Source organism: Flavobacteriales bacterium (assembly GCA_016713875.1).
In the GTDB taxonomy this organism is placed as follows: Bacteria; Bacteroidota; Bacteroidia; order Flavobacteriales_F; family PHOS-HE28; genus PHOS-HE28.
Map to the genome: position 1 here is coordinate 3,654,908 of JADJOI010000003.1, position 26,448 is coordinate 3,681,355.

General features: G+C 65.2%; 22 protein-coding genes. 7 read left to right on the forward strand and 15 right to left on the reverse strand.

Annotation, left to right across the window (positions count from 1 at the left end; translation table 11 throughout):
- Window positions 1–68 precede the first annotated feature (68 nt).
- Window positions 69–818 carry a capsular biosynthesis protein gene (locus tag IPJ87_17105; protein ID MBK7943564.1) on the forward strand — a complete coding sequence of 250 codons (750 nt, stop codon included), beginning with the start codon at window positions 69–71 and terminating at the stop codon, window positions 816–818.
- Window positions 819–821: 3 nt separating this feature from the next.
- Here the strand turns inward: IPJ87_17105 and fabD are convergent, their stop codons facing one another.
- Genes fabD through IPJ87_17125 form a run of 4 tightly spaced genes read right to left on the reverse strand, consistent with a single transcriptional unit; the run spans window position 822 to window position 3,534 of the window.
- Window positions 822–1,697: an ACP S-malonyltransferase gene (fabD, locus tag IPJ87_17110; GenBank protein MBK7943565.1), complete on the reverse strand. Its 876-nt coding sequence runs from the start codon at window positions 1,695–1,697 to the stop codon at window positions 822–824.
- Window positions 1,698–1,722: 25 nt separating this feature from the next.
- Window positions 1,723–2,448, reverse strand: coding sequence for a Bax inhibitor-1/YccA family protein (locus IPJ87_17115; GenBank protein ID MBK7943566.1), 726 nt, complete (start codon window positions 2,446–2,448; stop codon window positions 1,723–1,725).
- 2 nt (window positions 2,449–2,450) lie between these two features.
- Window positions 2,451–3,125, reverse strand: a complete 675-nt coding sequence (folE, locus tag IPJ87_17120) for a GTP cyclohydrolase I FolE (GenBank protein ID MBK7943567.1) — start codon at window positions 3,123–3,125, stop codon at window positions 2,451–2,453.
- Complete coding sequence (locus tag IPJ87_17125; GenBank protein ID MBK7943568.1) at window positions 3,115–3,534, reverse strand: 6-carboxytetrahydropterin synthase; 420 nt, start codon at window positions 3,532–3,534, stop codon at window positions 3,115–3,117. The genes folE and IPJ87_17125 overlap by 11 nt, the downstream gene beginning before the upstream one ends.
- Before the next feature lie 90 nt (window positions 3,535–3,624).
- Here IPJ87_17125 and rfaD point away from each other — a divergent pair, with 90 nt between their 5' ends.
- Complete coding sequence (rfaD, locus tag IPJ87_17130; protein ID MBK7943569.1) at window positions 3,625–4,593, forward strand: ADP-glyceromanno-heptose 6-epimerase; 969 nt, start codon at window positions 3,625–3,627, stop codon at window positions 4,591–4,593.
- A gap of 12 nt (window positions 4,594–4,605) precedes the next feature.
- Here the strand turns inward: rfaD and IPJ87_17135 are convergent, their stop codons facing one another.
- Genes IPJ87_17135 through IPJ87_17145 form a run of 3 tightly spaced genes read right to left on the reverse strand, consistent with a single transcriptional unit; the run spans window position 4,606 to window position 7,214 of the window.
- A complete protein-coding gene (locus tag IPJ87_17135) occupies window positions 4,606–4,959 on the reverse strand; it encodes a MerR family transcriptional regulator (protein ID MBK7943570.1) in 354 nt (117 codons plus the stop codon).
- A 27-nt stretch (window positions 4,960–4,986) separates the two neighbouring features.
- Entirely contained in the window at window positions 4,987–6,225 is a 1,239-nt protein-coding gene (locus IPJ87_17140; GenBank protein MBK7943571.1) for a hypothetical protein, read from the reverse strand.
- Window positions 6,226–6,242: 17 nt separating this feature from the next.
- The gene (locus IPJ87_17145) at window positions 6,243–7,214 is read right to left on the reverse strand and encodes a M23 family metallopeptidase (GenBank protein MBK7943572.1); all 972 of its coding nucleotides are present in this window, start codon (window positions 7,212–7,214) and stop codon (window positions 6,243–6,245) included.
- An 88-nt stretch (window positions 7,215–7,302) separates the two neighbouring features.
- Between IPJ87_17145 and alaS the strand changes: the two genes are divergently transcribed.
- A complete protein-coding gene (gene alaS / locus IPJ87_17150; protein MBK7943573.1) occupies window positions 7,303–9,909 on the forward strand; it encodes an alanine--tRNA ligase in 2,607 nt (868 codons plus the stop codon).
- A gap of 104 nt (window positions 9,910–10,013) precedes the next feature.
- On the opposite strand, the gene IPJ87_17155 is transcribed toward alaS, so the two are convergent.
- Window positions 10,014–10,469, reverse strand: a complete 456-nt coding sequence (locus tag IPJ87_17155; GenBank protein MBK7943574.1) for a hypothetical protein — start codon at window positions 10,467–10,469, stop codon at window positions 10,014–10,016.
- Window positions 10,470–10,888: 419 nt separating this feature from the next.
- Window positions 10,889–12,064 carry a sigma-54-dependent Fis family transcriptional regulator gene (locus tag IPJ87_17160; GenBank protein MBK7943575.1) on the reverse strand — a complete coding sequence of 392 codons (1,176 nt, stop codon included), beginning with the start codon at window positions 12,062–12,064 and terminating at the stop codon, window positions 10,889–10,891.
- Between the two features lie 186 nt (window positions 12,065–12,250).
- Between IPJ87_17160 and IPJ87_17165 the strand changes: the two genes are divergently transcribed.
- The 3 genes from IPJ87_17165 to IPJ87_17175 are packed head-to-tail and all read left to right on the forward strand — an operon-like array spanning window position 12,251 to window position 18,654.
- Window positions 12,251–13,699, forward strand: coding sequence for a hypothetical protein (locus IPJ87_17165; protein ID MBK7943576.1), 1,449 nt, complete (start codon window positions 12,251–12,253; stop codon window positions 13,697–13,699).
- 54 nt (window positions 13,700–13,753) lie between these two features.
- Complete coding sequence (locus tag IPJ87_17170; GenBank protein MBK7943577.1) at window positions 13,754–17,227, forward strand: M36 family metallopeptidase; 3,474 nt, start codon at window positions 13,754–13,756, stop codon at window positions 17,225–17,227.
- A complete protein-coding gene (locus IPJ87_17175) occupies window positions 17,224–18,654 on the forward strand; it encodes a hypothetical protein (GenBank protein MBK7943578.1) in 1,431 nt (476 codons plus the stop codon). Before IPJ87_17170 ends, IPJ87_17175 begins: the two co-directional genes overlap by 4 nt.
- On the opposite strand, the gene IPJ87_17180 is transcribed toward IPJ87_17175, so the two are convergent.
- A complete protein-coding gene (locus tag IPJ87_17180; GenBank protein MBK7943579.1) occupies window positions 18,651–19,247 on the reverse strand; it encodes a hypothetical protein in 597 nt (198 codons plus the stop codon). The two genes, IPJ87_17175 and IPJ87_17180, sit on opposite strands and share 4 nt — an antisense overlap.
- 155 nt (window positions 19,248–19,402) lie before the next feature.
- Here IPJ87_17180 and IPJ87_17185 point away from each other — a divergent pair, with 155 nt between their 5' ends.
- Entirely contained in the window at window positions 19,403–21,064 is a 1,662-nt protein-coding gene (locus IPJ87_17185; GenBank protein MBK7943580.1) for a hypothetical protein, read from the forward strand.
- 13 nt (window positions 21,065–21,077) lie between these two features.
- Here the strand turns inward: IPJ87_17185 and IPJ87_17190 are convergent, their stop codons facing one another.
- The 5 genes from IPJ87_17190 to IPJ87_17210 all read right to left on the reverse strand — a co-directional run bounded on the left by IPJ87_17190 (window position 21,078) and on the right by IPJ87_17210 (window position 26,424).
- On the reverse strand, window positions 21,078–22,043 hold the full coding sequence (locus IPJ87_17190; protein ID MBK7943581.1) for a YitT family protein: 966 nt from the start codon (window positions 22,041–22,043) through the stop codon (window positions 21,078–21,080).
- Window positions 22,040–22,984 (reverse strand): phosphatase, encoded by a 945-nt coding sequence (locus IPJ87_17195; GenBank protein ID MBK7943582.1) that lies wholly within the window; start codon window positions 22,982–22,984, stop codon window positions 22,040–22,042. Before IPJ87_17195 ends, IPJ87_17190 begins: the two co-directional genes overlap by 4 nt.
- A gap of 81 nt (window positions 22,985–23,065) precedes the next feature.
- The gene (locus tag IPJ87_17200; protein ID MBK7943583.1) at window positions 23,066–24,388 is read right to left on the reverse strand and encodes an ABC transporter permease; all 1,323 of its coding nucleotides are present in this window, start codon (window positions 24,386–24,388) and stop codon (window positions 23,066–23,068) included.
- Window positions 24,389–24,401: 13 nt separating this feature from the next.
- Window positions 24,402–25,343, reverse strand: a complete 942-nt coding sequence (locus IPJ87_17205) for an ATP-binding cassette domain-containing protein (protein ID MBK7943584.1) — start codon at window positions 25,341–25,343, stop codon at window positions 24,402–24,404.
- An 85-nt stretch (window positions 25,344–25,428) separates the two neighbouring features.
- Window positions 25,429–26,424, reverse strand: coding sequence for a fatty acid desaturase (locus IPJ87_17210; GenBank protein ID MBK7943585.1), 996 nt, complete (start codon window positions 26,422–26,424; stop codon window positions 25,429–25,431).
- Window positions 26,425–26,448 lie beyond the last annotated feature (24 nt).

Below are 26,448 nucleotides of genomic sequence, written 5' to 3' on the forward strand. Positions count from 1 at the left end.
TCGCCGGAGATCCAACGGAGACGTGCCCGTACCGTAGCACCCTCGCACCGTAGCACCCTCACACCCTCATGGGCCTGTTCTCCTCGCTCTTCGGCCGCAAGGCCCCGCAGCCGGCTCCGGTGGACCTGGCCGCGTTGAAGTGCGATGTGCACAGCCACTTCATCCCCGGCATCGACGACGGTGCGCCCACCTTGGAGGCGGCGATGGAACTGTTGCACGCCATGCGGGAGCTCGGCTTCACCAAGGTGATCACCACCCCGCACGTGATGAGCGACGGCTACCGCAACACCCCGGAGCTCATCCTGGGCGGTCTGGACAAGCTGCGGCGGGAGGTGGCGGCCCAGGGCCTGGACATCACCGTGGAGGCGGCCGCCGAGTACTACCTGGACCACGAGCTGGAGCAGAAGGTGATGGAGCGGCAGGTGCTCACCTTCGGGCAGGACCTGCTGCTGTTCGAGCTGCCCTTCATCAGCGAGCCTGCGATCCTGCTGCAGCTCGTCTTCGCCATGCAGACACAGGGCTACCGGCCGGTGCTGGCCCACCCGGAGCGCTACGGCTTCTGGAACCAGGACCTCTCGCGCTGCGAGCAGCTCAAGGAACGCGGCGTGCTGTTCCAGCTCAACACCATCGCCCTCATGGGCGGATACGGGCCCTCGGTGCGCAAGCAGGCGGAGAAGTTCATCGACCGCGGCTGGTACGAGCTCATCGGCAGCGATTGCCACCGCATGGACCATGTGCACGCCCTGCGCGACACCCTCGAGGAGCCCTACCTGCACAAGCTGGTGAACAGCGGGAAGCTGCTGAACGCGGGCCTGTAGGTCCTACCCCGCCACCGTCTCCAGCTCCTTGTTCACCTTCTTGAAGAGGCCCTGGAGCACGTTGCCGGGGCCCACCTCCACCACCTTGGTGCAGCCGTCGGCGAGCATGTGCTGCATGGTCTGGGTCCAGCGGACGGGCGCGGTGAGCTGGGCGATGAGGTTGGCCTTGATGCGGGCGGGGTCGGTGTGGGGCCGGGCGTCCACGTTCTGGTACACCGGGCAGCGCGGGTTCACGATGGGCGTGTAGGCGATGGCGGTCTCCAGTTCCACGCGGGCGGGCTCCATGAGCGGGCTGTGGAAGGCGCCGCCCACCTGCAGCACGAGGGCGCGTTTGGCGCCGGCGGCCTTCAGGGCCTCGCAGGCGGCGTTCACCGCATCGATGCTGCCGCTGATCACCAGTTGGCCGGGGCAGTTGTAGTTGGCGGGCACCACCACACCGGGGATGGTGCCGCACACCTCCTCCACCTTCGCATCCTCGAGGCCCAGGATGGCGGCCATGGTGCTGGGCTGCAGCTCGCAGGCCTTCTGCATGGCGTTGGCGCGTGCGGCCACCAGCTTCATGCCGTCCGCGAACTCCATGGCCCCGGCGGCCACCAGCGCGCTGAACTCCCCCAGGCTGTGGCCCGCCACCATGGCCGGTCGGAACGCATCGCCCATCACCTTGGCCTTCACCACGCTGTGCAGGAAGATGGCGGGTTGCGTCACGTTGGTGCGCTTCAGGTCGGCCTCCGTGCCGCTGAACATCACGTCGGTGAGCTTGAAGCCCAGGATGTCGTTGGCGTGCTCGAACCAGATGCGCGCGTTGCTGTCGGCGTCGTACAGGTCCCTGCCCATGCCGGGGAACTGGCTGCCCTGGCCGGGGAATACGTAGGCGGTCATGCGGATGCGGTTGGGTGGAGGCGGTTCAGTCCCTGCGGCCGCCGAACAGGCGCAACAGCATCAGGAGCAGGTTGATGAAATCGAGGTAGAGGCTGAGGGCGCCCATCAGGGCCATCTTCTGCGCGGCCTCGGTGCCGGTGGCCATCACCTCGCCCATGCGCTTGAGCTTCTGCACATCGTAGGCCGTGAGGCCCGTGAACACCACCACGCCGATGATGCTCACCACGTAGTCCAGCGTGCTGCTCTCCAACCAGAAGTTCACGAGGGACGCGATGACGATGCCGATGAGGCCGATCATGAGGATGCTGCCGAGCTTGGTGAGGTCGGTGCGGGTGGTGTAGCCGGCCACGGCCATCACACCGAACACTGCGGCGGACAGGAAGAAGACGTTGACGATGGCCGACATGGCATAGATGAGGAAGATGTAGCTGAGGCTGATGCCCATGATGGTGCTGAAGGCCAGGAAGGTGAGCAGCAGGGCCATGCCGCTCATGCGCTGCACCAGGCCGCCCATCAGCAGCACCAGGCCCAGGGGAGCCAGCAGCACCACCCAGCCCAGGAAGGTCTGCCGTCCGGTGGCGGGGTCGAAGAGCAACTGGAAGAGGGCCGGGTCGGTGCCGAACCACCAGGCCATCACGCCGCTGATCACCAGGGCGAGGGCCATGTAGCTGAACACGTTGGCCAGGAAGGTGCGCACACTGGCGACATCGGTGGTGCCGATGAGGGGCGGGTTGAAGCCGTTCTGTTCCATGGTCAGTGGAGGTTGGCGCTGGTGAGCTTGATGAACTCCTCGCGGGTGCGGTGATCGGTGAGAAAGATACCGGTGAAGGCCGATGTGGTGGTCACCGAGTTCTGTTTCTGGATCCCGCGCATCTGCATGCACAGGTGGGCGCACTCCAGCACCACGGCCACCCCGAGGGGGCGGAGGGTCTCGTGCATGCAGTCGCGGATCTGGTCTGTGAGGCGCTCCTGCACCTGCAGGCGGCGGGCGAAGGCGTCGACCACGCGGGGGATCTTGCTCAGGCCGGTGATGCGCCCGTCGGGGATGTAGGCCACGTGGGCCTTGCCGAAGAAGGGCAGCATGTGGTGCTCGCACATGCTGTACACCTCGATGTCCTTCACCAGCACCATCTGGCTGTAGGCCTCGGTGAACATCGCGCTGCGCAGGATGGCCGCAGGGTCCAGGTCGTAGCCATGGGTGAGGTACTGCAGCGCCTTGGCCACCCGCTCGGGCGTCTTCTTGAGCCCTTCGCGCCGGGGGTCCTCGCCGATGGCCTTCAGGATGTCGCCATAGTGGCCGCTGATGCGGCGGATGCCCTTGGCGTCGTAGAGGTCGATGCGCTCGTAGCCTTCGCCCTGGGGCTCGTGCTCCCCGTCGGGGGCGGCGGTGCGCTTGCGGGAGGCCTGGGGTGCGGGTTTACGCGCCATGGTATTCCACGTGGTTGTTCTCGGTCTCCTGCAGCTTCACACAGTGCAGCGCGGCGCCGGCCTCCCGGATGGGCGCCTCCAGCTGCTCCCAGATGGCGATGGCCAGGTTCTCCGTGCTGCTGTATCGGCCCTGCATGAAGGGCACGTCCACATCGAGGTTGCGGTGGTCGACGTACTGGATCACGCGGTCCTTGATGATGCGGCCCAGCAGGCTGAGGTCGATCACGAAGCTGGTCTCCGGGTCGGGCTCGCCCTTCACGGTCACCCACAGGTCGTAGTTGTGGCCGTGGCCGTTGGGGTTGGCGCATTTGCCGAAGACCTGCAGGTTCTTCTCCAGGCTCCAATCGGGCCGGGCCAGGCGGTGGCTGGCGCTGAAGCGTTCGCGGCGGGTGATGTGCACGAGGGGCATGCGCGAGGAATGCCGGAGGGCGCCCGAATGTTCGGTGCCCGGCGAAGGTAACGAGCGGCGGCCGGGGCGTGCGTGCGTTACTTTGCCGCCATGATCGTGGTGACGGGGGCGGCGGGCTTCATCGGCAGCGCGCTGGTGGGCGACCTGCTGCGTGCGGGCTGGCAGGACATCGTGGCGGTGGACGACTTCAGCCGCGCGGACAAGGCGCCCAATCTGGCCGGCAAGGCGCTCACCGCCAAGGTGGACCGGGACCGGTTCTTCACCTGGTTGGAGGAGAACCACCGCTCCGTGCAGTTCATCTTCCACCTGGGCGCCCGCACGGACACCACGGAGTTCGACCGCTCCATCTTCGACCGGCTGAACCTGCACTACAGCCAGCGCATGTGGGAGGCCTGCGTGAAGCACGGGATCCCCCTGGTGTACGCCAGTTCAGCGGCCACGTATGGCGACGGCGCCTTGGGCTACGACGACGTGGACGACACCCTGCCGGCCCGGCTGCACCCGCTGAACCCGTACGGCGAGAGCAAGAACGACTTCGACAGGTGGGCGCTGGCCCAGGAACGCAAGCCCTACTTCTGGGCCGGGCTGAAGTTCTTCAACGTGTACGGTCCAAACGAATACCACAAGGGCCGCATGGCCAGTGTGGTCTTCCATGCCCACGGCCAGATCACGGCCACCGGCGGCATGAAGCTCTTCCGCAGCCACCGGCCCGAGTACCGGGACGGCGAGCAGCTGCGCGATTTCGTGTATGTGAAGGACGTGTGCGCGGTGTGCCGGTTCCTGATGGAGGACCGCCGGCACAGTGGGCTGTACAACCTGGGCAGCGGCCGGGCGCGCACCTTCCTGGACCTGGCGCGGGCCACCTTCCGGGCCATGGGCCGTGAGGAACGCATCGCGTTCATCGACACCCCGGCCGACATCCGCGACCGCTACCAGTACTTCACGGAGGCGCGCATGGGCAAGCTGGTGCAGGCGGGCTTCACCCAGCCCTTCACCACCTTGGAGGACGGCATCACGGATTACGTGCGCAACTACCTGGCGCCGGGCGTGTACCTCTGAGCCTTACCGCGCTCACGCGGGCATGGGCTCGGCGATGCCTTCGCGCAGTTCCACAAGGGCGCCGCGCACGGTCAGCAGGCGCTCGCGCACCTCGGCGAGGCGGTCGGGTGCGGCGTCGGCGGCGCGCAGCTTCTCCTTGGCCCCGTTGAGGGTGAAGCCCTGTTCCTTCACCAGGTGGTGGATGCGCCGCAACTGGTCGATGTCCTTGTGGGTGTACAGGCGGTCGCCCTTGCCGTTGCGGCGGGGCCGCAGCGTGCCGAACTCCTTCTCCCAATAGCGGATCAGCGAGGTGTTCACCCCCAGTTCCACGGCCACCTCCCCGATGGTCCAGTACAGCTTCCCGATCGTTCGCTCCTTGTAAGGCATGGTCGTGGGCAAATGTATCCGCCCCATTCAGTGGGAGATGAGCACCGTGGCGCTCCGCAGCCGATCGCTCCCCTGCAGCAGGATGCGGTAGGCACCGCTCTCCAAGTGGTGAAGGGACAGTTCCACCAGTCGCGCAGGGCCACCAGGATATCGTGCCTGATGCACCGTGCGCCCGTGGGCATCAACGGCTGAGAGCCTGCGCTCATCCGGGAATGCGGGCAGCTCGACCATGATCGTGCCGTTGCTTGGGTTGGGCCGGACCTGCAGAGCCTCGCCCATGGTCGTCCCCTCCTCCATGCCCACCGAACCGCTCACGGTGACGAAGGCGGTATCCGAGGTGAGATAGCCGCAGGCGCTGCCCAGCCATTGCTGCCAGTAATACTCGCCGGTATCGGCAAGCGTGGCCTGCGCCACGGAGTAGGTGAAGGAGATGGGCCCCACCGATAGCCCGTTGTGGAACCATTGCGAGGCGTTCGTCGTCCCCGTGGTGACCACCTCCAAGGTGAAGGGGTCACCCACATTGACGGTGAGCGATTGTGGCTGCTGCAGGATGACCGGTAAAGCGGTGACCGTTCCGTTGAGCGATGCCAGGGGCCCCGGCCCGCAGGTGTCCAGCGTCCCATCGGTGCCACCCGCCACGTGGTGCTCCCCCACCACCGCAAGCGCAGGTGTCCAAGCTGCACCTCCGTTCGTCGTGCGCAAGAGAACGCCATTTCCTGCGATGATACCGGCGTCATCGCTCCAAAAGAAAGCGGAGGTCAGTTCAGTGTTGGTTCCGGAGGGGATGCTGTTCCAATTGGCGCCTCCGTCCAACGTCCGGATCACCCGACCATTGGTTCCTACAGCGTAACCGACAGATAAAGAGGGGAATACCATGGCATTCAGCCGGCGAGGCCATGCCCCTGCATAGCTGGCGTAGCGTGTGGTCCAGGCGACCCCACCATTGGGTGTCCCGATGACCGCGTACTGGTTGTCCAGGTCGAACGCTCCAGCCACCAACCCGTGAGTTGATGACGTGAAGTAGCCATCCTTCCATACCGCGATCATTGGAAAGCCCCCCTGGGTCGGGGTCCAATAAGTCCAGGTGTCACCCTGATCGAGGCTTTTGTAGAAATCACTGCTCAAGGCGAACGCACCACTGGTGGGATAGTGGCATATCGCATTGATCACGACCGAACCGCTGGTATCCACCACGGACCACTGGCCGTGGGTCAGCTGACCACCGAGGGCAGCGCATATGAGAGAAAGAATGCGGAAGGAAGTCATCTGTGTTGGCATGGTCATCAATCCAACGACTGTCCTGCGTTGCGCGAGATCTCGAGCACGCGGGCGTATTCCTCCGGCGTCAGGTCGTTGAAGAAGTAGTTGGCGGGGTCCACCGGTGCGCCGCCCTTGTGCACCTCGTAATGCAGGTGGGGGCCTGCGCTCAGGCCGGTGTTGCCCACGAGGCCGATGGGGTCGCCGCGCTTCACCAGCTGGCCGGGCCGCACCTTCAGGGTGCTCAGGTGCCCGTACAGCGTCTTGTAGTCGAAGCCGTGGTCGATCACCACGTGGATGCCGTAGCCGTTGGTGGCGTAGTCGGCGAACTCCACCCGGCCATCGCCAGTGGCATAGATCTCGGTGCCCACCGGTGCGGTGAAGTCCATGCCCGCGTGGAACTTGGCGATCTTGTGGATGGGGTGCAGCCGTTCGCCGAAGCCGCTGCTGATCATGGTGAGGTCGCGGTTGCTGATGGGCTGCACGGCGGGGATGCTGGCCAGCAGTTCCTTCTTGCGGAGGGCGAGGGCGGCCACGTCATCCAGGCTCTCGCTCTGCACGATCAGCTGGCGGGTGAGGGCGTCCAGCCGCTTGCGGGTGCCCAACACCACCTCGCTGCCCGCGAAGCCCGCCAGGTCGCGGTAGCGGTTCACCCCGCCGCTGCCGGCCCGCCGCATGCTCTCCGGCAGGGGGTCGGCCTCGAAGATCACCCGGTAGATGTTGTCGTCGCGCCGCCGCACGTCGCGCAGCACGTCCTCCACCTCGCTCAGCTGGCGGTTCAGCAGCTCGTACTGGGTCAGCAGCTGCTGGTTCTCCCGCTTCAGCAGGGCCTCCTTGGGGCTGTCCACGAACTGGTACACCAGGAAGATGCCCAGCATGCCCACCAGCAGGCCGGGAGTGAGCGCCAGAGTCACCCGCCGCACCTTCTGCCAGGCCGTCAGCCGGATGCGCTCGAAGTTGAGCGTCTGCGGGTTGAACCGGTATTTGTGCTCGGGCATGGGGGGCGTGAAAATACACAGGATGACGTGGACGCGGACCTGACCTGTCCGACCCAAGTGCGACCTTTGCGGCCGCTTTCGCCCCGCCATGCTCACCAGCCAGCAGATCCGCCAGAAGTTCCTCGACCATTTCGCCCGGCACGGCCACGCCATCGTGCCCAGCGCACCCATGGTCGTGAAGGACGACCCCACGCTCATGTTCACCAACGCGGGCATGAACCAGTTCAAGGACCTCTTCCTGGGCAACCGCCCCGCCCAGCACAAGCGCATCGCCGACACGCAGAAGTGCCTGCGCGTCTCCGGCAAGCACAACGACCTCGAGGAGGTGGGCATCGACACGTACCACCACACGATGTTCGAGATGCTCGGCAACTGGAGCTTCGGCGACTACTTCAAGAAGGAGGCCATCGAGTGGGCCTGGGAGCTGCTCACCGAGGTCTACGGCATCGACAAGAACAACATCTACGTCACCTACTTCGGTGGTGACGAAAAGGACAAGCTGCCCGCCGACCTGGAGACGCGCGATCTGTGGAAGCAGTTCATGGCCGAGGACCGCATCCTGCCCTTCAGCCGCAAGGACAACTTCTGGGAGATGGGCGACACCGGTCCCTGCGGGCCGTGCACCGAGATCCATGTGGATGTGCGCACCGCCGAGGAGAAGGCCCGGAAGCCCGGCCGCGACCTGGTGAACAACGACCACCCGCAGGTGATCGAGATCTGGAACAACGTGTTCATGCAGTTCGAGCGCAAGGCCGACGGCTCGCTCGTGGAGCTGCCCGCGCAGCATGTGGACACCGGCATGGGCTTCGAGCGCCTGTGCATGGTGCTGCAGGGTAAGCGCAGCAACTACGACACCGATGTGTTCCAGCCGCTGATCCAAGCCATCGCGAAGCGGAGCGGCAGGACCTACGGCAAGGACGAGAAGGCCGACATCGCCATGCGCGTGATCGCCGACCACCTGCGCGCCATCAGTTTCGCCATCGCTGACGGGCAGCTGCCCAGCAACACCGGCGCGGGCTACGTGATCCGCCGCATCCTGCGCCGGGCCGTGCGCTACGGCTACAGCTTCCTCGGCTTCAACGAGCCCTTCATGCACGAACTGGTGAAGACCCTCGCCGACCAGATGGGCGACCAGTTCCCCGAGCTGCGCAAACAGCAGCAGGTCGTGGAGAGCGTCATGCAAGAGGAGGAGAAGGCCTTCCTGCGCACCTTGGAGCAGGGCACGAAGCGACTTGAACAAGCCCTTGCCGAGTCCAAGGGCACGCTCGCCGGCGACCGGGCCTTCGAGCTCTTCGACACCTACGGCTTCCCCATCGACCTCACGCAGCTCATGGCGCGCGAACAGAAGATGGATGTGGACATGAACGGCTTCGAGGCCGAGCTGCAGAAGCAGAAGGAACGCTCCCGCGCCGCCACGGCCGTCACCACGGGTGATTGGGTGGAGCTGGGCAAGGGCGAGACCGTCTTCATCGGCTACGATGCGCTGGGCACCGAGGCCCGCATCCTGCGCTACCGCAAGGTGAGCGGCAAGGGCGGCGACCAGTTCCAGCTCGTGCTCGACCGCACGCCCTTCTATGCGGAAGGCGGCGGTCAGGTGGGCGACCAGGGCTGGCTCATCCAGGGCGCGGACCAGGTGGAGGTGGTCGACACCAAGCGCGAGAACCAGCTCATCGTGCACTTCACGAAGGAGCTCCCGAAGGATGTGACCCAGCCGCTCACCGCGCAGGTGAACACGCAGCGCCGCGGCCTCACCGCGCGCAACCACACCGCCACGCACCTGCTGCACCACGCCCTGCGCAAGCACCTGGGCACGCACGTGGAGCAGAAGGGCTCCCTGGTGGCGCCCGACCGTCTGCGCTTCGACATCAGCCACTTCGCCAAGGTGACGCCCGAGGAGCTGGCCACCATCGAGCGCGAGGTGAATGCCATGATCACCGACGACATCGTGTTCGAGGACCAGCGCAACGTGCCCATCGCCGAGGCGAAGGCCATGGGCGCCATGGCGCTCTTCGGCGAGAAGTACGGCGACAACGTGCGCGTGGTGAAGTTCGGTCCCAGCGTCGAGCTCTGCGGGGGAACGCATGTGCCGCGCACCGGCGTCATCGGTCCCTTCCGGATCGTGAGCGAGAGCGCGCTGGCCGCGGGCATCCGCCGCATCGAGGCCATCACCAGCGTGGAGGCCGAGCGCATGATCAACGAGAAGCTCGCGAAGCTGGAGGCCATCGAGGCCCTGCTGAAGAACCCCGCCGATGTGGTGGCCGCCGTGCAGAAGCTCGCCGAGCAGAATGCCGTACTCAGCAAGGAGCTGGAGAAGGCCGCCCGCGAGAAGGTGAAGCGCTATGCCACGGCGATCCCCGCCAAGGCCAAAGCCAACAGCAAGGGCGTGAAGGTGCTCGTGGAACAGCTGGACCTCGATGCCCAGGGCCTGAAGGACCTCGGCTTTGCGCTGCGCGAACAGCACGCCGACCTCGCCTTCGTGGCTGGATCGGTCATCGACGGCAAGCCGCTGCTCGCGGTATCGCTGGGCAAGCAGGTGCTGGAGGCCACGGGCCTGAAGGCGGTGGACATCATCAAGCTGATCGGCCCGTTGATCAAGGGCGGCGGCGGCGGCCAGCCCGACTTCGCCACGGCCGGCGGCAAGGAGCCTGGCGGCATGGCCGACGCACTGAGGAAGGCGGCGGAGCTGCTGGGGTGAGGGCAGGAACGATCTGGATCACCGTTCGATGATCGCGGTCAGGCGGTCATGCCGCCACGTCCTTCGCAAGGCCGCCGGGCCTGTCCCACGCCTTGCGACCCGCCTTAGGCGAGGCTAGGCCGTGGCCCGAGAGGGCGGCTGGGGGCGGGGGCGGGTCGTCCGTAGACCGGGCCCATGTAGCGGGTCTCGTAGCTCAGGCCCAGGTTCAGGATGTACAGGCCGTTGAGCAGGATCACCAGCGCATGGTCCAGGAAGGAGGTCTTGCCAAAGCTCTCCGCCACCTCGATCCACACCTTGGGCAAGAGGTAAACCTGCCCGTAAATGGGAATGAAGAACAACCACAGGTGGCTGGCCGGCCGGCCCACGATCTTCAGGAAGACGATGAAGTTCCAGATGGGCACCAGCGCGGCGTAGCCCGGCTGGCCCGCCTTCTCGTACAGCTTCCACTGGGCCACCAAGGCGATGGTGCCGAAGAAGATGAGGACGTAGTACATGGTGTCGCCCATGCTGGCGTAGAGCGCATCGTGCACGCTCATGATGGCATTGATGATCGGTTCCATGGCGATCAGGTGATTAAGTGTAGCGCCTTCTTCCCAAGGCAGGTCCATACGAAAGACGGAGGATGCCGTAGGAGGTTGCCTGTGCAACGATAGCCCGTGAGGGCCGGGGGCAGGCATTCGACGAAAGGCGGAGTATCAACGTTCGGCAGTGCATTCCGCTGGGGCTGTTGCGGAAGAACGACGCCAGGAGGGCGATCCGTGCGCGGCCCGGTTCGGCGGTGAGGAACGGCTTGAGCGGGCAGGCCACCGGTCACCGGAGGTCGGTCGAGCGTCGGACCACGTCCGGACCACCTGCTGATACGCTAAGGCACTGAGCATCACGATAAGAAACACGGGAAGTTGTGGCTGATCCCCCCATTCGGCGGTACGGCCGCCTGACGACGGAACACACATGCCAGAAGGGCCCCTGAGCGGCAGGCTCAGACGCGGGGCGTGGCGTAGGCCTTCACGTCGGCCTCGGAGATCTCCTTGCCGGAGAGGATCACCAGGCGCTCGATCACGTTGCGCAGCTCGCGCACGTTGCCGGTCCAGGGCAGCTTCTGCAGCTCCTTGACGGCCTTATCGGCGATCTTCTTGGGGGCGATGCCCTGTTCGGTGCAGACCTGCTGGATGAAGTGGTCGGCGAGCAGAGGGATGTCCTCCAGGCGTTCGCCCAGGCTGGGCACATGGATGGGGATCACGCTGAGGCGGTGGAAGAGGTCCTCGCGGAAGCGGCCTTCGGCGATCTCCTTCTTCAGGTCCTTGTTGGTGGCGGCGATCACGCGCACGTCCACCTGCACGTCCTTGTCGCCGCCCACCGGGGTGATGCGGCCTTCCTGCAGGGCGCGGAGCACCTTGGCCTGGGCGGCCAGCGCCATGTCGCCGATCTCGTCCAGGAAGAGCGTGCCGCCATGCGCCAGCTCGAACTTGCCCTTGCGGTCCTTGATGGCGCTGGTGAAACTGCCCTTCATGTGGCCGAAGAGCTCGCTCTCGATCAGCTCGCCGGGGATGGCCGCGCAGTTCACCTCGATGTAGGGGCCTTCCGCTCGGCCGCTTTTCTGATGGATCATCCGGGCCACGCCCTCCTTGCCGGCCCCGTTGCCACCGGTGATCAGCACGCGCGCATCGCTGGGGGCCACCTTGTCGATCATCTCCCGGATGCTCTGCAGGGCCCTGCTCTCGCCCACCATCTGCACCCCATTGCCCCGGGCCTTGCCCACCTTGGTGCGCAGCACCTTGGTCTCCTGCACCAGGCTGTTGCGGTCCAGGGCGTTGCGCACGCTCACCAGGATGCGGTTGATGTCGGGCGGTTTCTGGATGAAGTCGAAGGCGCCCTTCTTCAGGGCGTCCACCGCGGTGTCGATGGTGCCGTGGCCGCTGATCATCACCACGGGCAGGTCGGGGTCGTGGGCCTGCAGCTTCTCCAGCAGCTCCAGGCCGTCCATCTTGGGCATCTTGATGTCGCAGAGCACCAGGTCGAAACGGCCCTTCTTCACCTTGTCGAGGCCCGCGGTCCCGTCCTCGGCCTCCTCCACGGTGTGCTTCTCGTGCTCCAGGATGTCCTTCAGCGCGGCGCGGATCGCCTTCTCGTCGTCGATGATGAGGATCTTGGCCATGCGTGGTGCGCCGAAGCCCGGCGGAGGTGTGGGGATGGGAACGGAGGGCGAAATTGCGGACTCTGGGGCGACCTGCCGCGCGCACCCGCAACGATGATGCCGGAACAGGCCCACGGGCAACCCGGCCCCGGCGTTGCATCTAGCATGGGGGTGTCCGGAAGGTCCCGACGGAAGACCGATCGTATCATGCACCGACACCGCACGCTCTTGGTCATCGCAGGGCTGATCATGAGCACCGCCGCCGCCTCGCAGTGTTCGATCACGTGGGCCCACCTGACGCCGCTCTGCGAGGTCGGCGGTGTCGCCAAAGTGGTCGGGGCGGTGCATTGGACGGGTGGTACGCCACCCTATTCGGTCATCATCTCCGGCACCGATGTGTCGATCCAGGTCCATGGCATTGGAGCGTCCCCGCTGTTCCTGGACGAAACGATGGGAAACTTCACCTCCCTGGTGGGTGCCACCGCGACGGTGACGGACGCTGGAGGCTGCTTCGACAGCAGCCCCATGCAGAACCTGGGCAGCTTCACGGCGATCGGTTCCACAGGGAACCTGTTCACGCTCACCCTGGCCGCCACCAACTGTGCTGCGGGCATCTTCACCGCCAGCTTCACGGACAATACGCTTCAGGAGGCCGACCTCTTCGGTGAACCGCTCACGGGCTACACCTACACCCTGCGGAAGAACGGCAGTGTGCTCGCCACCGGTAGCTTGACCTCGGTGCTGCAGAGCAGCCCGGCCCGGCTGGTCTTCGGCGGGCTCACGTACGGGCAGTACGACCTGGAGCTGGGCCTCACCACCGGCAGCGGGCAGACCGTGCAGTACTGTCCGGACCAGCCCGTGTACGCGTTCTGTGTACCCAAGGCGAATGATTGCCAGACCAATGTGAGCGTGCGAGTGGCGCTGGCCTCCGTGCTGGGCAGCGGCGGGCTGATGAGCGACGGATTGCGCACGGCCGGCCTGCTTCCGCTGTCGGAGCCCTATAGCGCATTGGGATACACGTATGTGGGCACGGCCCCCGGGACCACCACCACGGCCGGGGTGCTGGCCGTCACCGGCAACGATGCCATCGTGGACTGGGTGGTGGTGGAACTGCGCAACAACACGACCCCGACGACGATCGTGGCCTCGCGGCCAGCCTTGCTGCAGCGCGATGGCGATGTGGTGGACCTGGACGGGGATCCGTATGTGAGCTTCCCGGTGGCCGCGGGGCTCTACAAGGTCGCGGTCCGCCACCGCAATCACCTCGGTGTGATGACCTCAGCGGGCTTCTCCCTCAACAACGACCCCTGCCGCGGTCCCAAACTCATGCTGCCCGCTACGGGCACCTATGGGACCAATGCCCGCCGGCAGATGACGGTGCCCGGTGTGACCGGCAGCCTGATGGGCCTCTGGCCCGGCGAGGCCACGGGCGATGGGGTGGTGAAGTACACCGGAGGTGGCAACGACCGCGATGCCATCCTGCAGGCCATCGGCGGCACCACGCTCACCAATACCGTGAACAGCGTGTACGACCGGCGCGATGTGAACCTCGATGGCAGCATCAAGTACACGGGCAGCGCCAACGACCGGGATGTGATCCTGCAGACGATCGGAGGCACGGTGCCGACGGCGACACGGACCCAACAGCTGCCCTAGTCGGCTGAAGACCCATTTCGGAGCAACCTCCTCCTCTTCTGTCGTCTTTGCACCATGACCATCCTGCTCTTCAGGTGCGCCTTCGCTGTGGGGCTTTCTGCATGCGCGGCTCTCTTCGCAGCAGCGCAGCAAAAAGCCCCGGGAGCATTGACCGCTGCCAGAGCGCAGCTGGTACGTGAAGGACTTGCACCGGCAGACCTGGAGCATCTCCGCGTCACGGACAGCTATGTGGATGCTGGAACCTACATACGACATACGTGGATGAAGCAGCAATGGCTTGGCATCGATATTTTCAATAGCGAGGTGGCCATGCACCAGCGGTGCGATGGCGAGGTCGTGTACATCACGCATCGCACGATCGAAGGTCTGGAGGCCGAAGCCGGTCCGTCGCAGCCGGCCATCCATGCTGCCGCAGCATTGCGGATCGTGCTTGAACAGGATGGGGTCGGCGCAATGATGCCCGCCATCACCGGCCATGACGCTCAGCGGCATCGGTGGACCTTCGATGGCACCGCGTTCGCCGGAGAAGAACCCTTCGCTGAACTGGTTTGGATCGCCGCGGGTGATGCGCTCTGGCTCGCATGGAACGTGAACTACTACCAGGCCGGCGGCGCGCATTGGTGGAACGTGCGCATCGACGCCCGAACGGGGAAGGAGTTGGAACGCAACGATTGGATGGTGACCGGATGCGGCCCTGTGGAGCATGGGCATGAGCCGGCTGCCTCCATGCCCGTGGTGGCCCTGCCAGCCGCCCCGAACGACTACCGCATCTTGTCCTTGCCCGTGGAGAGCCCGAGCCACGGCGCGCGTTCGATCATCAATGCGCCTTGGTCGCTGGCGCCCATTGCATCTCCGTTCGGCTGGCATGACACCAACGGGGTCGCAGGTGCCGATCACACCATTACGCGTGGCAATAATGTGTATGCCAGTGAGGATGCGAACGCGGACGATGTCCCAGGCTACAGCCCGACAAGTCCCACGCTGGACTTCGACTACACATTGAACCTGGCCAATGCGCCCGTGACCTATCGCGATGCCGCGATCACGAATCTGTTCGTGCAATGCAACATCATGCACGATGTGTTCTACCGCTACGGCTTCGACGAGGTGGCCGGCAATTTCCAGAGCAACAATTACGGTCGTGGAGGAGCGGAGAACGACTTCGTTTTCGCCGATGCACAGGACGGTCTGACAATGAACAACGGATCTTTCGGGACACCGCCCGATGGGATGAGCGGCCGTGCGCAGATCTATCTCTGGAATGTGACCACACCCCAGCGCGATGGCGATCTGGACAATGGCCTGGTGACCCACGAATACGGGCATGGCATCAGCAACCGTCTGGTGGGTGGCCCTTCGAACGCGAACACCCTGGCCAACCAGGATCAGCCCGGCGAAGGCTGGAGCGATTACCTGGCCTTGATGATGACGATGGAACCAGGGGATCAAGGAACGGATGCGCGCGGTCTTGATACCTACCTGCTCGGTCAGCCGATCACCGGGGCAGGGGTGCGACCTTACAAGTACAGCACGAACCCGGCGGTGAACAGCCTCACCTACGCGGCTACCAACAGCAGCGCGACACTACCCGGAGCGCATGGCATCGGTACCATGTGGTGCAGTGTGCTGTGGGACATGACCTGGGCGTTGATCGCACAGTACGGTTTCAGCGCCGACCTTTACAACGGCAATGCTGGCAACAACATCTCGCTACAGTTGGTGATCGATGGCATGAAGTACACGCCGGCAAGCCCCGGTTTCGTGGACGCGCGGGATGGCATCCTCATGGCTGACCAGATCCGGTACAACGGCGCGCATCAGAACCTCATCTGGACGGTCTTCGCCGCACGTGGCTTGGGATTCAGTGCCAACCAGGGCAACCCATACTGGCGTTTCGATCAGGTGGAGGCGTTCGATATGCCCTCGAGCTCCAACGTGGGCGTGCGTTCTCCCCATACCCCGATGGCCGGTGTATTCACCGATTGCCAGAACGGGCTTCCGCTCACCGTGGACGTGCGCAACAACGGGCTTCAAACGCAGGGTAATTTCAACGTGAGCTATCGCCTGGATGGGGGCGTACCTGTGACGCAATTGTTCAGCGGCACGCTCGTGCCCGGCGCATCGGCACCGGTCTCTTTCCCTGGAACGCTCACACTGGGCAGCTACGGCGTCCACACGATCAAGACCTGGACGAGCCTTGCCGCTGATCAGTACCATGCGGACGACACACTGACCTTCACCATCAACTGGCAGGCGAACGCGAGCCCACCGGTGAACGCGAACGCCGAAGATGCGCTGCTGCCGCCTACAGGTTGGGTGGTGGAGAATCCGGATGGGCTCTACACCTGGAGCAATGTGACGCTTGCGATGGGAGCGAATTGCGCAGCCACCCGCGCGTTCCGAATGAACTTCAGGACCTACTATGCGCCTGGTCAAGTGGACCGTTTGGTCTCACCGTTGATCAACCTTGCGGGAAGCGCGGGCACGCGGCTGCAGTTCCATCACGCGTATGCGCCCTATGGATCCGGTCTGGATGACGGCTTGCTCGTGCAGATCAGCACGGATTGTGGGCAGAATTGGAGCACGCTTTGGTCCGCCTATGGCGCAGCGCTGGGCACTGCGCCACAAATGACCAGCACCTATGTGCCAACTGCCTGTAACCAATGGTTGCTGCACGACATCGACATCAGTGCGTACGACGGCCAACTGGTGCGGATCCGCTTCGTGGGCGAAACCCACTTCGGCAACGACCTCTTCTTGGACAACATCGCAGTGGTGAACAACGGGTTGCGGCTCTCGATGAAGGTGCTGCTCGATGGGCCCTACGACGGGAACACCTTGTTGATGCGCGACGACCTCCGTGCTACAGCCCTGCTACCGGCCAATGAGCCATATACAGCCCTCGGCTTCGTGCAGGCCAGCGATGGAGGTGGTGAGGCCATCCAACCCGCTGTTGCGTCAGCCACAGGCAACAACGCCGTGGTGGATTGGGTGCTTGTGGAACTTCGGAGCACGATCACGCCCACGGTCGTTCTCGCCACACGCGCCGCGCTCGTTCAGCGCGACGGGGATGTGGTGGACGTGGACGGTGCATCGCCGATCGCCTTGCTCGCCCCGCCCGGGAGCTATCTTGTAGCGGTGCGCCATCGCGACCATCTCGGCACAATGACCGCCAATGCGGCCACACTGTCCACTTCAACAGCAAGCATCGACTTCACGGACCCGGCAACGCCTGTCTTTGGAATGAACGGACGGAAGCAGGTTGGAGCGAAGATGCTTCTCTGGCCCGGCGATGCCACCGGCGATGGCCGGGTGAAGTACGCTGGTTCGGCGAACGACCGCGATGCCGTGCTGAGCGCCGTGGGCGGAGGCACGCCCACCAACACGGTGAACAACGTGTACGACCGGCGCGATGTGAACCTCGATGGCAGCATCAAGTACACGGGCAGCGCCAACGACCGGGATGTGATCCTGCAGACGATCGGAGGCACGGTGCCGACGGCGACACGAACGCAGCAATTGCCATGACACGATCGTTCATCCTGCTCGCACTCTGCGGACTGCCCGGTCTCCTGGCGGCGCAATGCCAGATATCGTCGTACTCCCTCTCGGCGAACTGCGCACAGCACGCCCCCTTGGCAAGTGTGGTCCTGTCGGGAGGGACGCCGCCCTACCAGCTCGTGTTCACCGGGTGGAACGGCCCTGTCTGGACCGCTCAGAGCCCTCAGAACGGGCTGTTCACCACCTCCCTGCCCACGTGGCCTTCCATTCTTGAGCCGCCTGTTGCGCTGCAGGTGACGGATGCGCAAGGCTGCGTGGCCAACTCCAGTGCGTTCTACATCATCCACGTGGCCGCGATGCCTGAGGTGTGGTTCGAGTTCGCGTGTGGCGGCAGTGCAGCGGACCTCTATTGGAACGGCCTGTTCAGCGTAGCCGGATCCCCCGGTCAACAATCTCCCTGTGGTTTCGGTGAGTATCAGGTCACCGGCCTTCAGGGGTTCGACCAAAGTGGGACGGTCGCGGCCGGCTGGACCCAGGTGATGCCCGGGATCTGGCGCTTCAACACCTCACTGCCCTTGGGCTCCAGCTACATGGTGCGGATCTGGCCATCGGGGTCGCCGACCGGCTGTTCAGCCGGTCCTCTGTTCTATTGCAACGATGCAGGAGGCATATCGGTCCCGGTGGCCCCGACGGATTGTGGGGTGCGGTTCCAGATGCGCGCCGCCCTGGCCGGGGCGCTGCCGAGCGGCACGCTGATGACCGATGCCTTGCGCACCGCCAACCTGATCCCGCTGACAGAACCCTATACCGCGCTCGGTCACGTCTACGCCGGCCAGCCCTCCAACCTCACGATCCCCGCGAGCGTTTTGACCACCACGGGGAACGACGCCATCGTGGACTGGATGGTGGTGGAACTGCGCGCAGAAGCTTCGCCGGGGACGGTGGTCTACTCCGAGCCCGTCCTGATCCAACGGGACGGCGATATCGTGGATGTGTCCGGTGCATCGATCACGGTGAGGGCACCGGTGCCTGCCGGGAAGTACCATGTGGCCGTGCGCCATCGGAACCACCTCGGTGTCATGACCGCTGGTGCCATTTGGTTGAGCGGTTCGTCCTTCTTGAGCACGGTCCTTATCAACTTCCGCTCCGCGCTCCTCTCCGTACATGGCGTTGAGCCACGGAAGACGGTCGGTACGGTGCAGTGCCTATGGCCCGGCGAGGCCACTGGCGACGGGGTGGTGAAGTACACGGGCGGAGCCAACGACCGCGATGCCGTGCTGAACGCCATCGGGGGAACCACGCCCACCAGCACTGTGAACAACGTGTATGATCGCCGCGATGTGAACCTTGATGGCAACATCAAATACACCGGTGCTGCGAATGATCGTGATGTGATCCTGCAGACGATCGGGGGCACGGTGCCGACGACGACACGAACGCAGCAATTGCCCTAGTCCACGACCGACACCCGGCTCCGGAGCACACCGCGCGCGTCCTCGACGGTCAGCAGGTAGCCGCCCGGAGGAAGATGTCCGGTCGGCAAGCTGATGGTGCGGTCACGCAGCACGTGCTCGATGGCGACCACGGCACCGGTGGGAGCGATGATCCGGACGGTGGCCGGCACCGCACGCAAGGGCACGATCAACCGGTCGGTGGCAGGGTTCGGGTAGGCGTGAAGGGCATCGCTCCCCACCTCCGGGGACCCCATCGGCGCGTTGGGCGCCACCAGCAGCACGCCCTTCATGCCCATGAAGCCGTGCGGTTCACACACGAAGTGGTAGGTGCCGGCCGTATCGATGGCGAAGGTGCTGTCCTGGCCGAGCGCGGTCTGGAAGCCGCCGTTGGGGATGGCGAAATTGAGCAGCCAATTGGCCTCGCTCACTTGCAGCATGTTGTGCATCTGCTGCGTCTGGAAACGCACGCTGTCGCCCACGACCATCACCAGTGTGTCCGGCTGGAAGTAGTGGTCGAGCCCGCGGATGAGGTGGGCTGTCTGGGCGTGCGCGACCACGCCGAGCAGCAGGGCGGGAAGGGCCAGAGAACGCACGGCGCAAAGGAACGGCGGGGCCGATGGTTTGGCGCTTCCATCCGGAGGGGCTAGGTTTGTCGACTTATTTCGATACCATGAAGCACATGCTCCTGCTCGCCGCAGCGCTGCTGGCGACCTGCGTGATCCGCAACACGGCCGGCGCGGAGCCGTAGATGAACAACCCCGGCTTCGAGAACTGGCAGAACCTGGGCACGGGCACCGAGGAGCCCACCGACTGGAGCTCGATCAAGACGAGCGATGGCGGCAGTATCATCAACAACTTGGCACCACAGACATGCTGGCGCAGCACCGACTTCCATAGCGGCAGCTATTCCGTGCGGTTGAAGACCGCCAGCACGGCCTTCGGACCGGCCAACGGCACGCTCACCTGCGGACGGGTGCACGCGGAGTTCACGCCGGCCAATGGATACGTGTTCACCGATGCGGCGGACGCGCAGTGGAACCAGACCATGACCAGCCGGCCGGACAGTCTGGTGGGTTGGTTCAAGGCGACGCCGCAGCCAGGCGATGAAGGCAAGGTGGAGGCCATTCTGCATACCGGCGCCGGTCGACTGCCCGAGAACGGCACTCTGCCCAACTGGGTGGCGCGCGCTCGGTGGATCGCGCCCACCGCGGTCGTGAGCAACTGGACCCGGTTCAGCGTGCCCTTCACCTACTATAACGGCGGTACGCCGAGCCACATCCTGATGGTGCTCACCAGTGGCGACAGCTTGGTGACGGTGGTGGACAGCGAGAGCTGGTACGATGATATCGCCCTGATCTACAACGTGACGGCGGCACCGAGCGTGAACAACGTGGCGCTGAACGGCACGGACCCTGTGCAGATCACGGTGAACTACAGCACGGGCGGCATCCCCACCGGCAGCACGCTCTTCACCGCCCAGCTCAGCGACGCCAACGGCAGCTTCGCGAACCCGACCAGCATCGGCTTCATCGGCAGCACCGCGGCCACGGGTGCCATCAGCTGCAGCATCCCTGGCAACACGCCGCCCGGTTCCGGCTACCGCATCCGCGTCAGCACGCCCAGCGCCTTCTATGCCCCGGTGAGCGTGCCTTTCACCATCACTGGCGGTGCGGTGGTGCGCGTGGCCGCCAAGGTGTTCCTGGATGGCCCGTACGTGAGCGGCACCCAGCTGATGAACGACAACCTGCGCAACCTGGGGATCATCCCCACCGTGGAGCCGTACACGGGCATCGGCTATACGCACGTGGGCGGTGGTGGTGAGAGCGTCACCGCACCCGTGTTGGCCGTCACCGGCAACAACGCCATCGTGGACTGGGTGGTGCTGGAGCTTCGCGACAAGAACAACAGCGCCTCGTTGCTGCGCACGCGCACGGCGCTGGTGCAGCGTGACGGCGACGTGGTGGACGTGGACGGCGTGTCCAGCGTGCCGTTCTCCGTAGCGGCGGACAACTACTTCGTGGCGGTGCGCCACCGGAACCACCTGGGGTGCATGACGGCCACGAGCATCGCGCTGAGCGGCACGGCGGCCGCGGTGGACTTCACCAACAACGCCACGGCCACCTTCGGCACGAACGCGCGACGGGTGAACGGTGCGCGCAGCACGTTGTGGACGGGCAATGCGCGGCGGGACAACGTGGTGAAGTACACCGGCAGCAACAACGACCGCGACGTGATCCTGACGGCCATCGGCGGCACGGTTCCCACGGCCACTGTTGCAGGGTATCGCTTGGAGGACGTGAACATGGACGGCACCACCAAGTACGCCGGTGGTTCGAACGATCGCGACCTCATCCTTCAGGTGATCGGCGGCACGGTGCCCACGGCCACCAAGGTGGAGCAGCTGCCTTGATCGGGGAGGCTGCTCAATGCTGGAGCGGCCGCTTCTTGATCATGCCTCCCCGCGTATCCTTCACGGGGCTCATCACCACAAAGGCGTTGGGGTCGATCTTCTCGATCTCGGTGAGGATCTTGCTCAGCTCCAGGCGGGTGATCACACAGTAGATGATCTCCGTGTCGAAGCTGTGGCCCGTCTTTCCGAAGCCGCGCTTGCCGGTGTAGACGGTGAGCCCTCGGCCCATCACCGTACCGATCATGTGGCGCATCTCCTCGTGGTGCGGGCTGATGATGGTGAGGCCGGTGTACTCCTCGATGCCCTCGATCACGAAGTCCACCGTCTTGCTGGCGGCCAGGTAGGTCACCATGGCGTACAGCGCGGTCTCCACGCCCAGGAGCCACGCCGCCACGCCGAAGATCACCACATTGATCACCATGATGATGTCGCCGATGGTGGTGCCCAGCTTTCGGCTGAGCGCCAGGGCGAGCACTTCGGTGCCGTCGATCACGGAGCCGCCCCGCACGGCCAGCCCGATGCCGGCGCCGAGGAAGAAGCCGCCGAACACGGCCACCAGGAGCTTGTCGTGCGTCACATCGGGGAAATGCACCGCGGCGGTGACCAGCGCCAGACCGCCGATGGCGGCGGTGGTCTTCAGGGCGAATTCGCGCCCGATGGTGCGGTAGGCCACCACCATGAAGGGGGCGTTCACCAGCACCAGGAGCAGTGCAAGAGGCAGCTCGGTGAGCCGAACGGCCAGCAGCGCGATGCCGGTGGCACCGCCATCGATGAAGGCATTGGGGATGAGAAACCCCTCGAGCCCGAAGGCGGCGCTGAAGATGCCCAGTGTCATGAAGAGCACGTCCTTCACCTGTCGGCGGAAGCCCACCCGCAGCGCTTGAAGACGGCGCGCCCGGCGGTAGCGGCTGCGCTCCTTTTCCACGCTGGAGGGCACGGGCAGCTGACGGATCAGTGCGCGGCGCGGCGAGGACTTCATGGCCCGGAAGGTAGCTCCTTCAGCACGCGCCAGGCGGCGCCCTCCTTCAGGGCGAAGCGGCTCCAGGCCAGCGCACGGATACCGCCGGCGGTGAGCACGCGGTCGATGGCCACCAGACCGCAGGCGATGTGGTCCACGCGGTGGGCGGGGAGCCCGGGCACTGCGCTGCGTTCTGCGCGCGCCATGCGCATCAGCCCGTCCTTCAATTGCGCGAAGGCCAGGTCGTCGAAGGTGAGGGTCAGTGCGTCGGCGGACAGTTCCTCACCCTGTGCGTGGGCCACCATGGCGGCCAGGCTGTCGAAGCTGCCGGCGCTGCCGATCAGCAGGTGCGGCTCATGCCGGTCGATCACGGCCCAGAGGGGCTCCAGGCGGTCGTCCAGGTGGGCGGCCAGCCTCAGCTCCTCCTCCACGGTGGGGGGGTCGCTGAAGGGCACGCGGGTGCGCAGGCGGGTGACACCCAGTTCGAAGCTGCGCTTCCACATGAGGGCATGGCGGGTGGCCAGGATGAACTCCATGCTGCCCCCGCCGATGTCCATCACCAGCGCGGGCCGGTCGGTGAGGGGTACCGCGAGACGCACTCCGTCCAGGATCAGCTCCGCCTCGGTGTCGCCGTCCACCACCGCCACGGTGAGAGCGAAGGCCGCGTGCACCTTGCGCAGGAACTCGCTGCTGTTGCGGGCGTGCCGCAGGGCCGAGGTGCCGATGGCGCGGATGCGCACCACACCGAGGCCGCGCGCCACCGCCAGAAGGTCATGCAACGCGTCCAGCCCGCGCGCCATGGCCTCTTCGGTGAGCGTTCCGTCCTCGATCCCGCGGCCCAGGAACACAGGCCGCTCGCTGCTGTGCAGCACGGTCATGCCGTTCCCGGGACCGCCCGTCGCCACGAGCTGGTTGAAGGTGTTGGTGCCCAGGTCGAGCACCGCGATGGGCGGGATGTGCATCGGTCGTTCAGTTCAGCTGCAGAAGCACATGCACCTCTGCTCACATGCGCACATGGTCACATGCTCGCAGGGGCAGATGTCCTACCCTTTGTAGAACAGCCACCGGCCCATTTCGCGCCAGCTCACCTTCTTGCCGTACATGAGGATGCCGGTGCGGTAGATGCGGCCGGCGAGCCAGGTGGTGAACACGAAGGTGCCCACGAGCAGCACCATGCTCAGCACGAGCTGCCAGGGGGTCTCGAGCACGCTGCCCATGGCCACGCGCACCATCATCACCACCGGGCTGGTGAAGGGGATGATGGAGCCCCAGAAGACCAAGGGGCTGCCCGGGTTGGTGATGGCCATCTGCGCGATGAAGATGGCGACGATCATGGGCAGGGTGACGGGGAACATGAACTGCTGCGTGTCGGTCTCGCTGTCCACGGCGCTGCCCACGGCGGCGAACAGGGAGCTGTACAGCAGGTAGCCGGCCAGGAAGTAGAACACGAACATGCCCAGCACGAAGGGGATGTTGAGGCGGCGCACCACCTCCATCACCTTGTTGCGGTCCGGGGCCTGGGCGCCGGCCTCCTTCATCAGCTCAGCCTGCAGTTCACCGGTCATCTGCTGTTCGGCCAGCACCTCGCGCGGGTCAAGGCGGTCCTTCATCAGCAGGGCGGTGCCGGCGGTCATCAGGGTGGCGGTAAGGGCGATCCAGATGGTGAACTGGGCCAGGCCCACGAGCGCGATACCGATGATCTTGCCCATCATCAGCTGGAAGGGCTTCACGCTGCTGATGAGCACCTCCACGATGCGGTTGCTCTTCTCCTCCAGCACGCCGCGCATCACCTGCACGGCGTAGAGGAACACAAAGAAGAACATGATATAGCCGAAGCCGAAGCCCACGGCGGCCAGCACCTGTTCGTAGCTCTCCTCGCCGGCCTTGTCGATGTCGAAGAGCTGCACGTTCAGCGCGGTCCTGATGCGGGCGTAGGTGTCGGGGTCCACGTTGTTCACGCGCAACTTCTCGCGTTCGAGGGTGCGCTCCAGTTCGCTCTGGACGGTGCGTTGCACGTTCAGGCTGGGCAGGTCCTTGTAGAAGAGCTGGATGGTGTTGGTCTCCAGGATGGCCTCGTTGACCTCGATCATAAGCGTGTAGGGGGAGGCCTTGAAAGCCGAGTCGCTCAGCTCGTCGTAGCCGTAGAAGAACCGCACCTTATCGGTGTCGCGCAGCTTGCCCGTCACCACATGGGGCTTGTCCACCACCATCACCAGGTGGTCGTCGCTCTCCTGCATGCCCAGGTACACCAGGCCCACCATGGTGCCGGCGATCAGCAGCGGCCCCAGGATGGTCATGATCAGGAAGCTCGGTTTCCGCACGCGGGTGATGAACTCGCGCCGGATGATGAGGAGGATCTTGTTCATGGCGGGGGGCGGTTCATTCGGTCATGTCGGCGGGCACGGCGCCATGGGCGTTCACGGCGCGGATGAAGACGTCGTGCATGCTGGGGATCTCCTCCTGCACACCGTGCACCTCCACGGCCGGAAGGAGCTGGCGCAGCACCACGTTCACGGTGGAGTCGTGCGCCAGCCGGACGCGGGCGGTGCTGTACTCCTCGCCCTCGGTGTGTTCCAGCAGTTCGCCGGTGAAGGAGAGGGCGTTGGCGAAGGCCACCTTGTTGCCGGTGTGCTCGATGCGGTAGGTGCGGGTGGCGAACTGCCGGCGGATGTCGCGCACGCGGCCGTCGAGCACCTTGCGGCTGCGGTCGATCAGGGCGATGTGGTCGCAGAGCTCCTCCACGCTGCCCATGTTGTGCGTGCTGAGCATCACGGTGGTGCCTTCGCTGCGCAGGCGCAGGATCTCCTGGCGCACGAGCTCGGCGTTGATGGGGTCGAAGCCGCTGAACGGCTCGTCCAGGATCAGGAGCTTGGGAGCGTGGAGCACGGTGCTCACGAACTGCACCTTCTGGGCCATGCCCTTGCTGAGCTCCTCCACCTTCTTGTTCCACCAGGCGGTCATCTCCCAGCGCTCGAACCAGTCCTTGAGGCGCTTGCGGGCCTCGGCCTTGGGCAGGCCCTTGAGCTGGGCCAGGTAGATGGCCTGCTCACCCACCTTCATCTTCTTGTACAGCCCGCGTTCCTCGGGCAGGTAACCGATGCGGGCCACGTCGTCGGCGGTCATTGGCCGGCCCTCCAGCAGCACCTGGCCGGCGTCCGGCGCGGTGATGCGGGTGATGATGCGGATCAGCGAGGTCTTGCCCGCCCCGTTGGGGCCGAGCAGGCCGAAGATGCCACCGGCAGGGACGGTGAGGGAGACGTCGTCCAGCGCGGTGTGGGCGCCGTAGCGTTTCACGATGTGCTCGCAGGTCAGCATGGGCATGCGCCGGAATGGGTGCGTCGGCGAAGATAGCCGGGCGCCATCGGGCGCTCCCAGCGGCCCGTGGAGGCTAGCGGCCGCCCGTGGATCAGGCGGTGGCCATGGCGCGGCGCAGCTCACGCATGGTGAGCATCCGCTGCTGCACGGGGTCCCACACCTTCAGGCGAAGGCACTTCACCACGTCCCAGGGCCACAGGCTGGTGGTCTTGGCATGCTGCAGTTCGGGGATGGCGGCATGCACCTCGGGCAGGCGGTAGAAGGGGATCCGCGGGTTGAGGTGGTGGATGTGGTGGTAGCCGATGTTGGCCAGGAACCAGCGCATCACCGGGCTCATCTTCATGTGGCTGCTGCTGTCCAGTGCGGCACTGGCGTAGGTCCAGCCCTCCTTGTCGGCGAAGGTCACCCCGGGGAAGTTGTGCTGCGCGTAGAAGAGGTAGGCCCCCAGGCTCAGGACCAGCAGGAAGGGCAGCATGAAGCCGAAGAGGAAGCCGCTCCAGCCCGTGAAGAGCACCAGCACCACGGCGAAGGCCACGTGCAGCACCAGGGCGATGATGCTGTCCCAGTGGCGGCCCGTGTTGTTCACCAAGCTGCGGATGCACATGCCATAGAGGAACATGAAGATGTAACCCATGGCGATGGTGAGCGGGTGCCGGATGAACAGGTAGACGCGCTGCTCGAACTTCGAGCTGGTCATGAACTTCTCCGTGGTGACCACCGGGTAACTGCCGATGCTGCTGGTGTACAGCTTGCTGTTGTGCGCGTGGTGGTAGTTGTGGCTGCGCTCCCAGATGCTCACCGGGGCCAGCATGAACAGGCCGAAGAGGGTAAAGAAGCCCTTGGCCAGAAGCGACTTCTGCAGGATGGCGTGGTGCAGGTAGTCGTGGTAGATCACGAAGATGCGGCCGAGGGTGAGGGCCACCAGCACGCTGCCGAGCGCCCGGCTCCACCACGGGTCGGTGCCGAACACCACCGTGTAGCCTGCGGCCAGCACCACCAGGCTCGTGAACACGTGCCACCAGCTCTTCCACCGGATCTCGTGAGCGAAGGCCCGGGTGGCCAGGATGAGGTCCTTTCCGTCGCGCATGGGGGAACAAAAATAACCCACGTG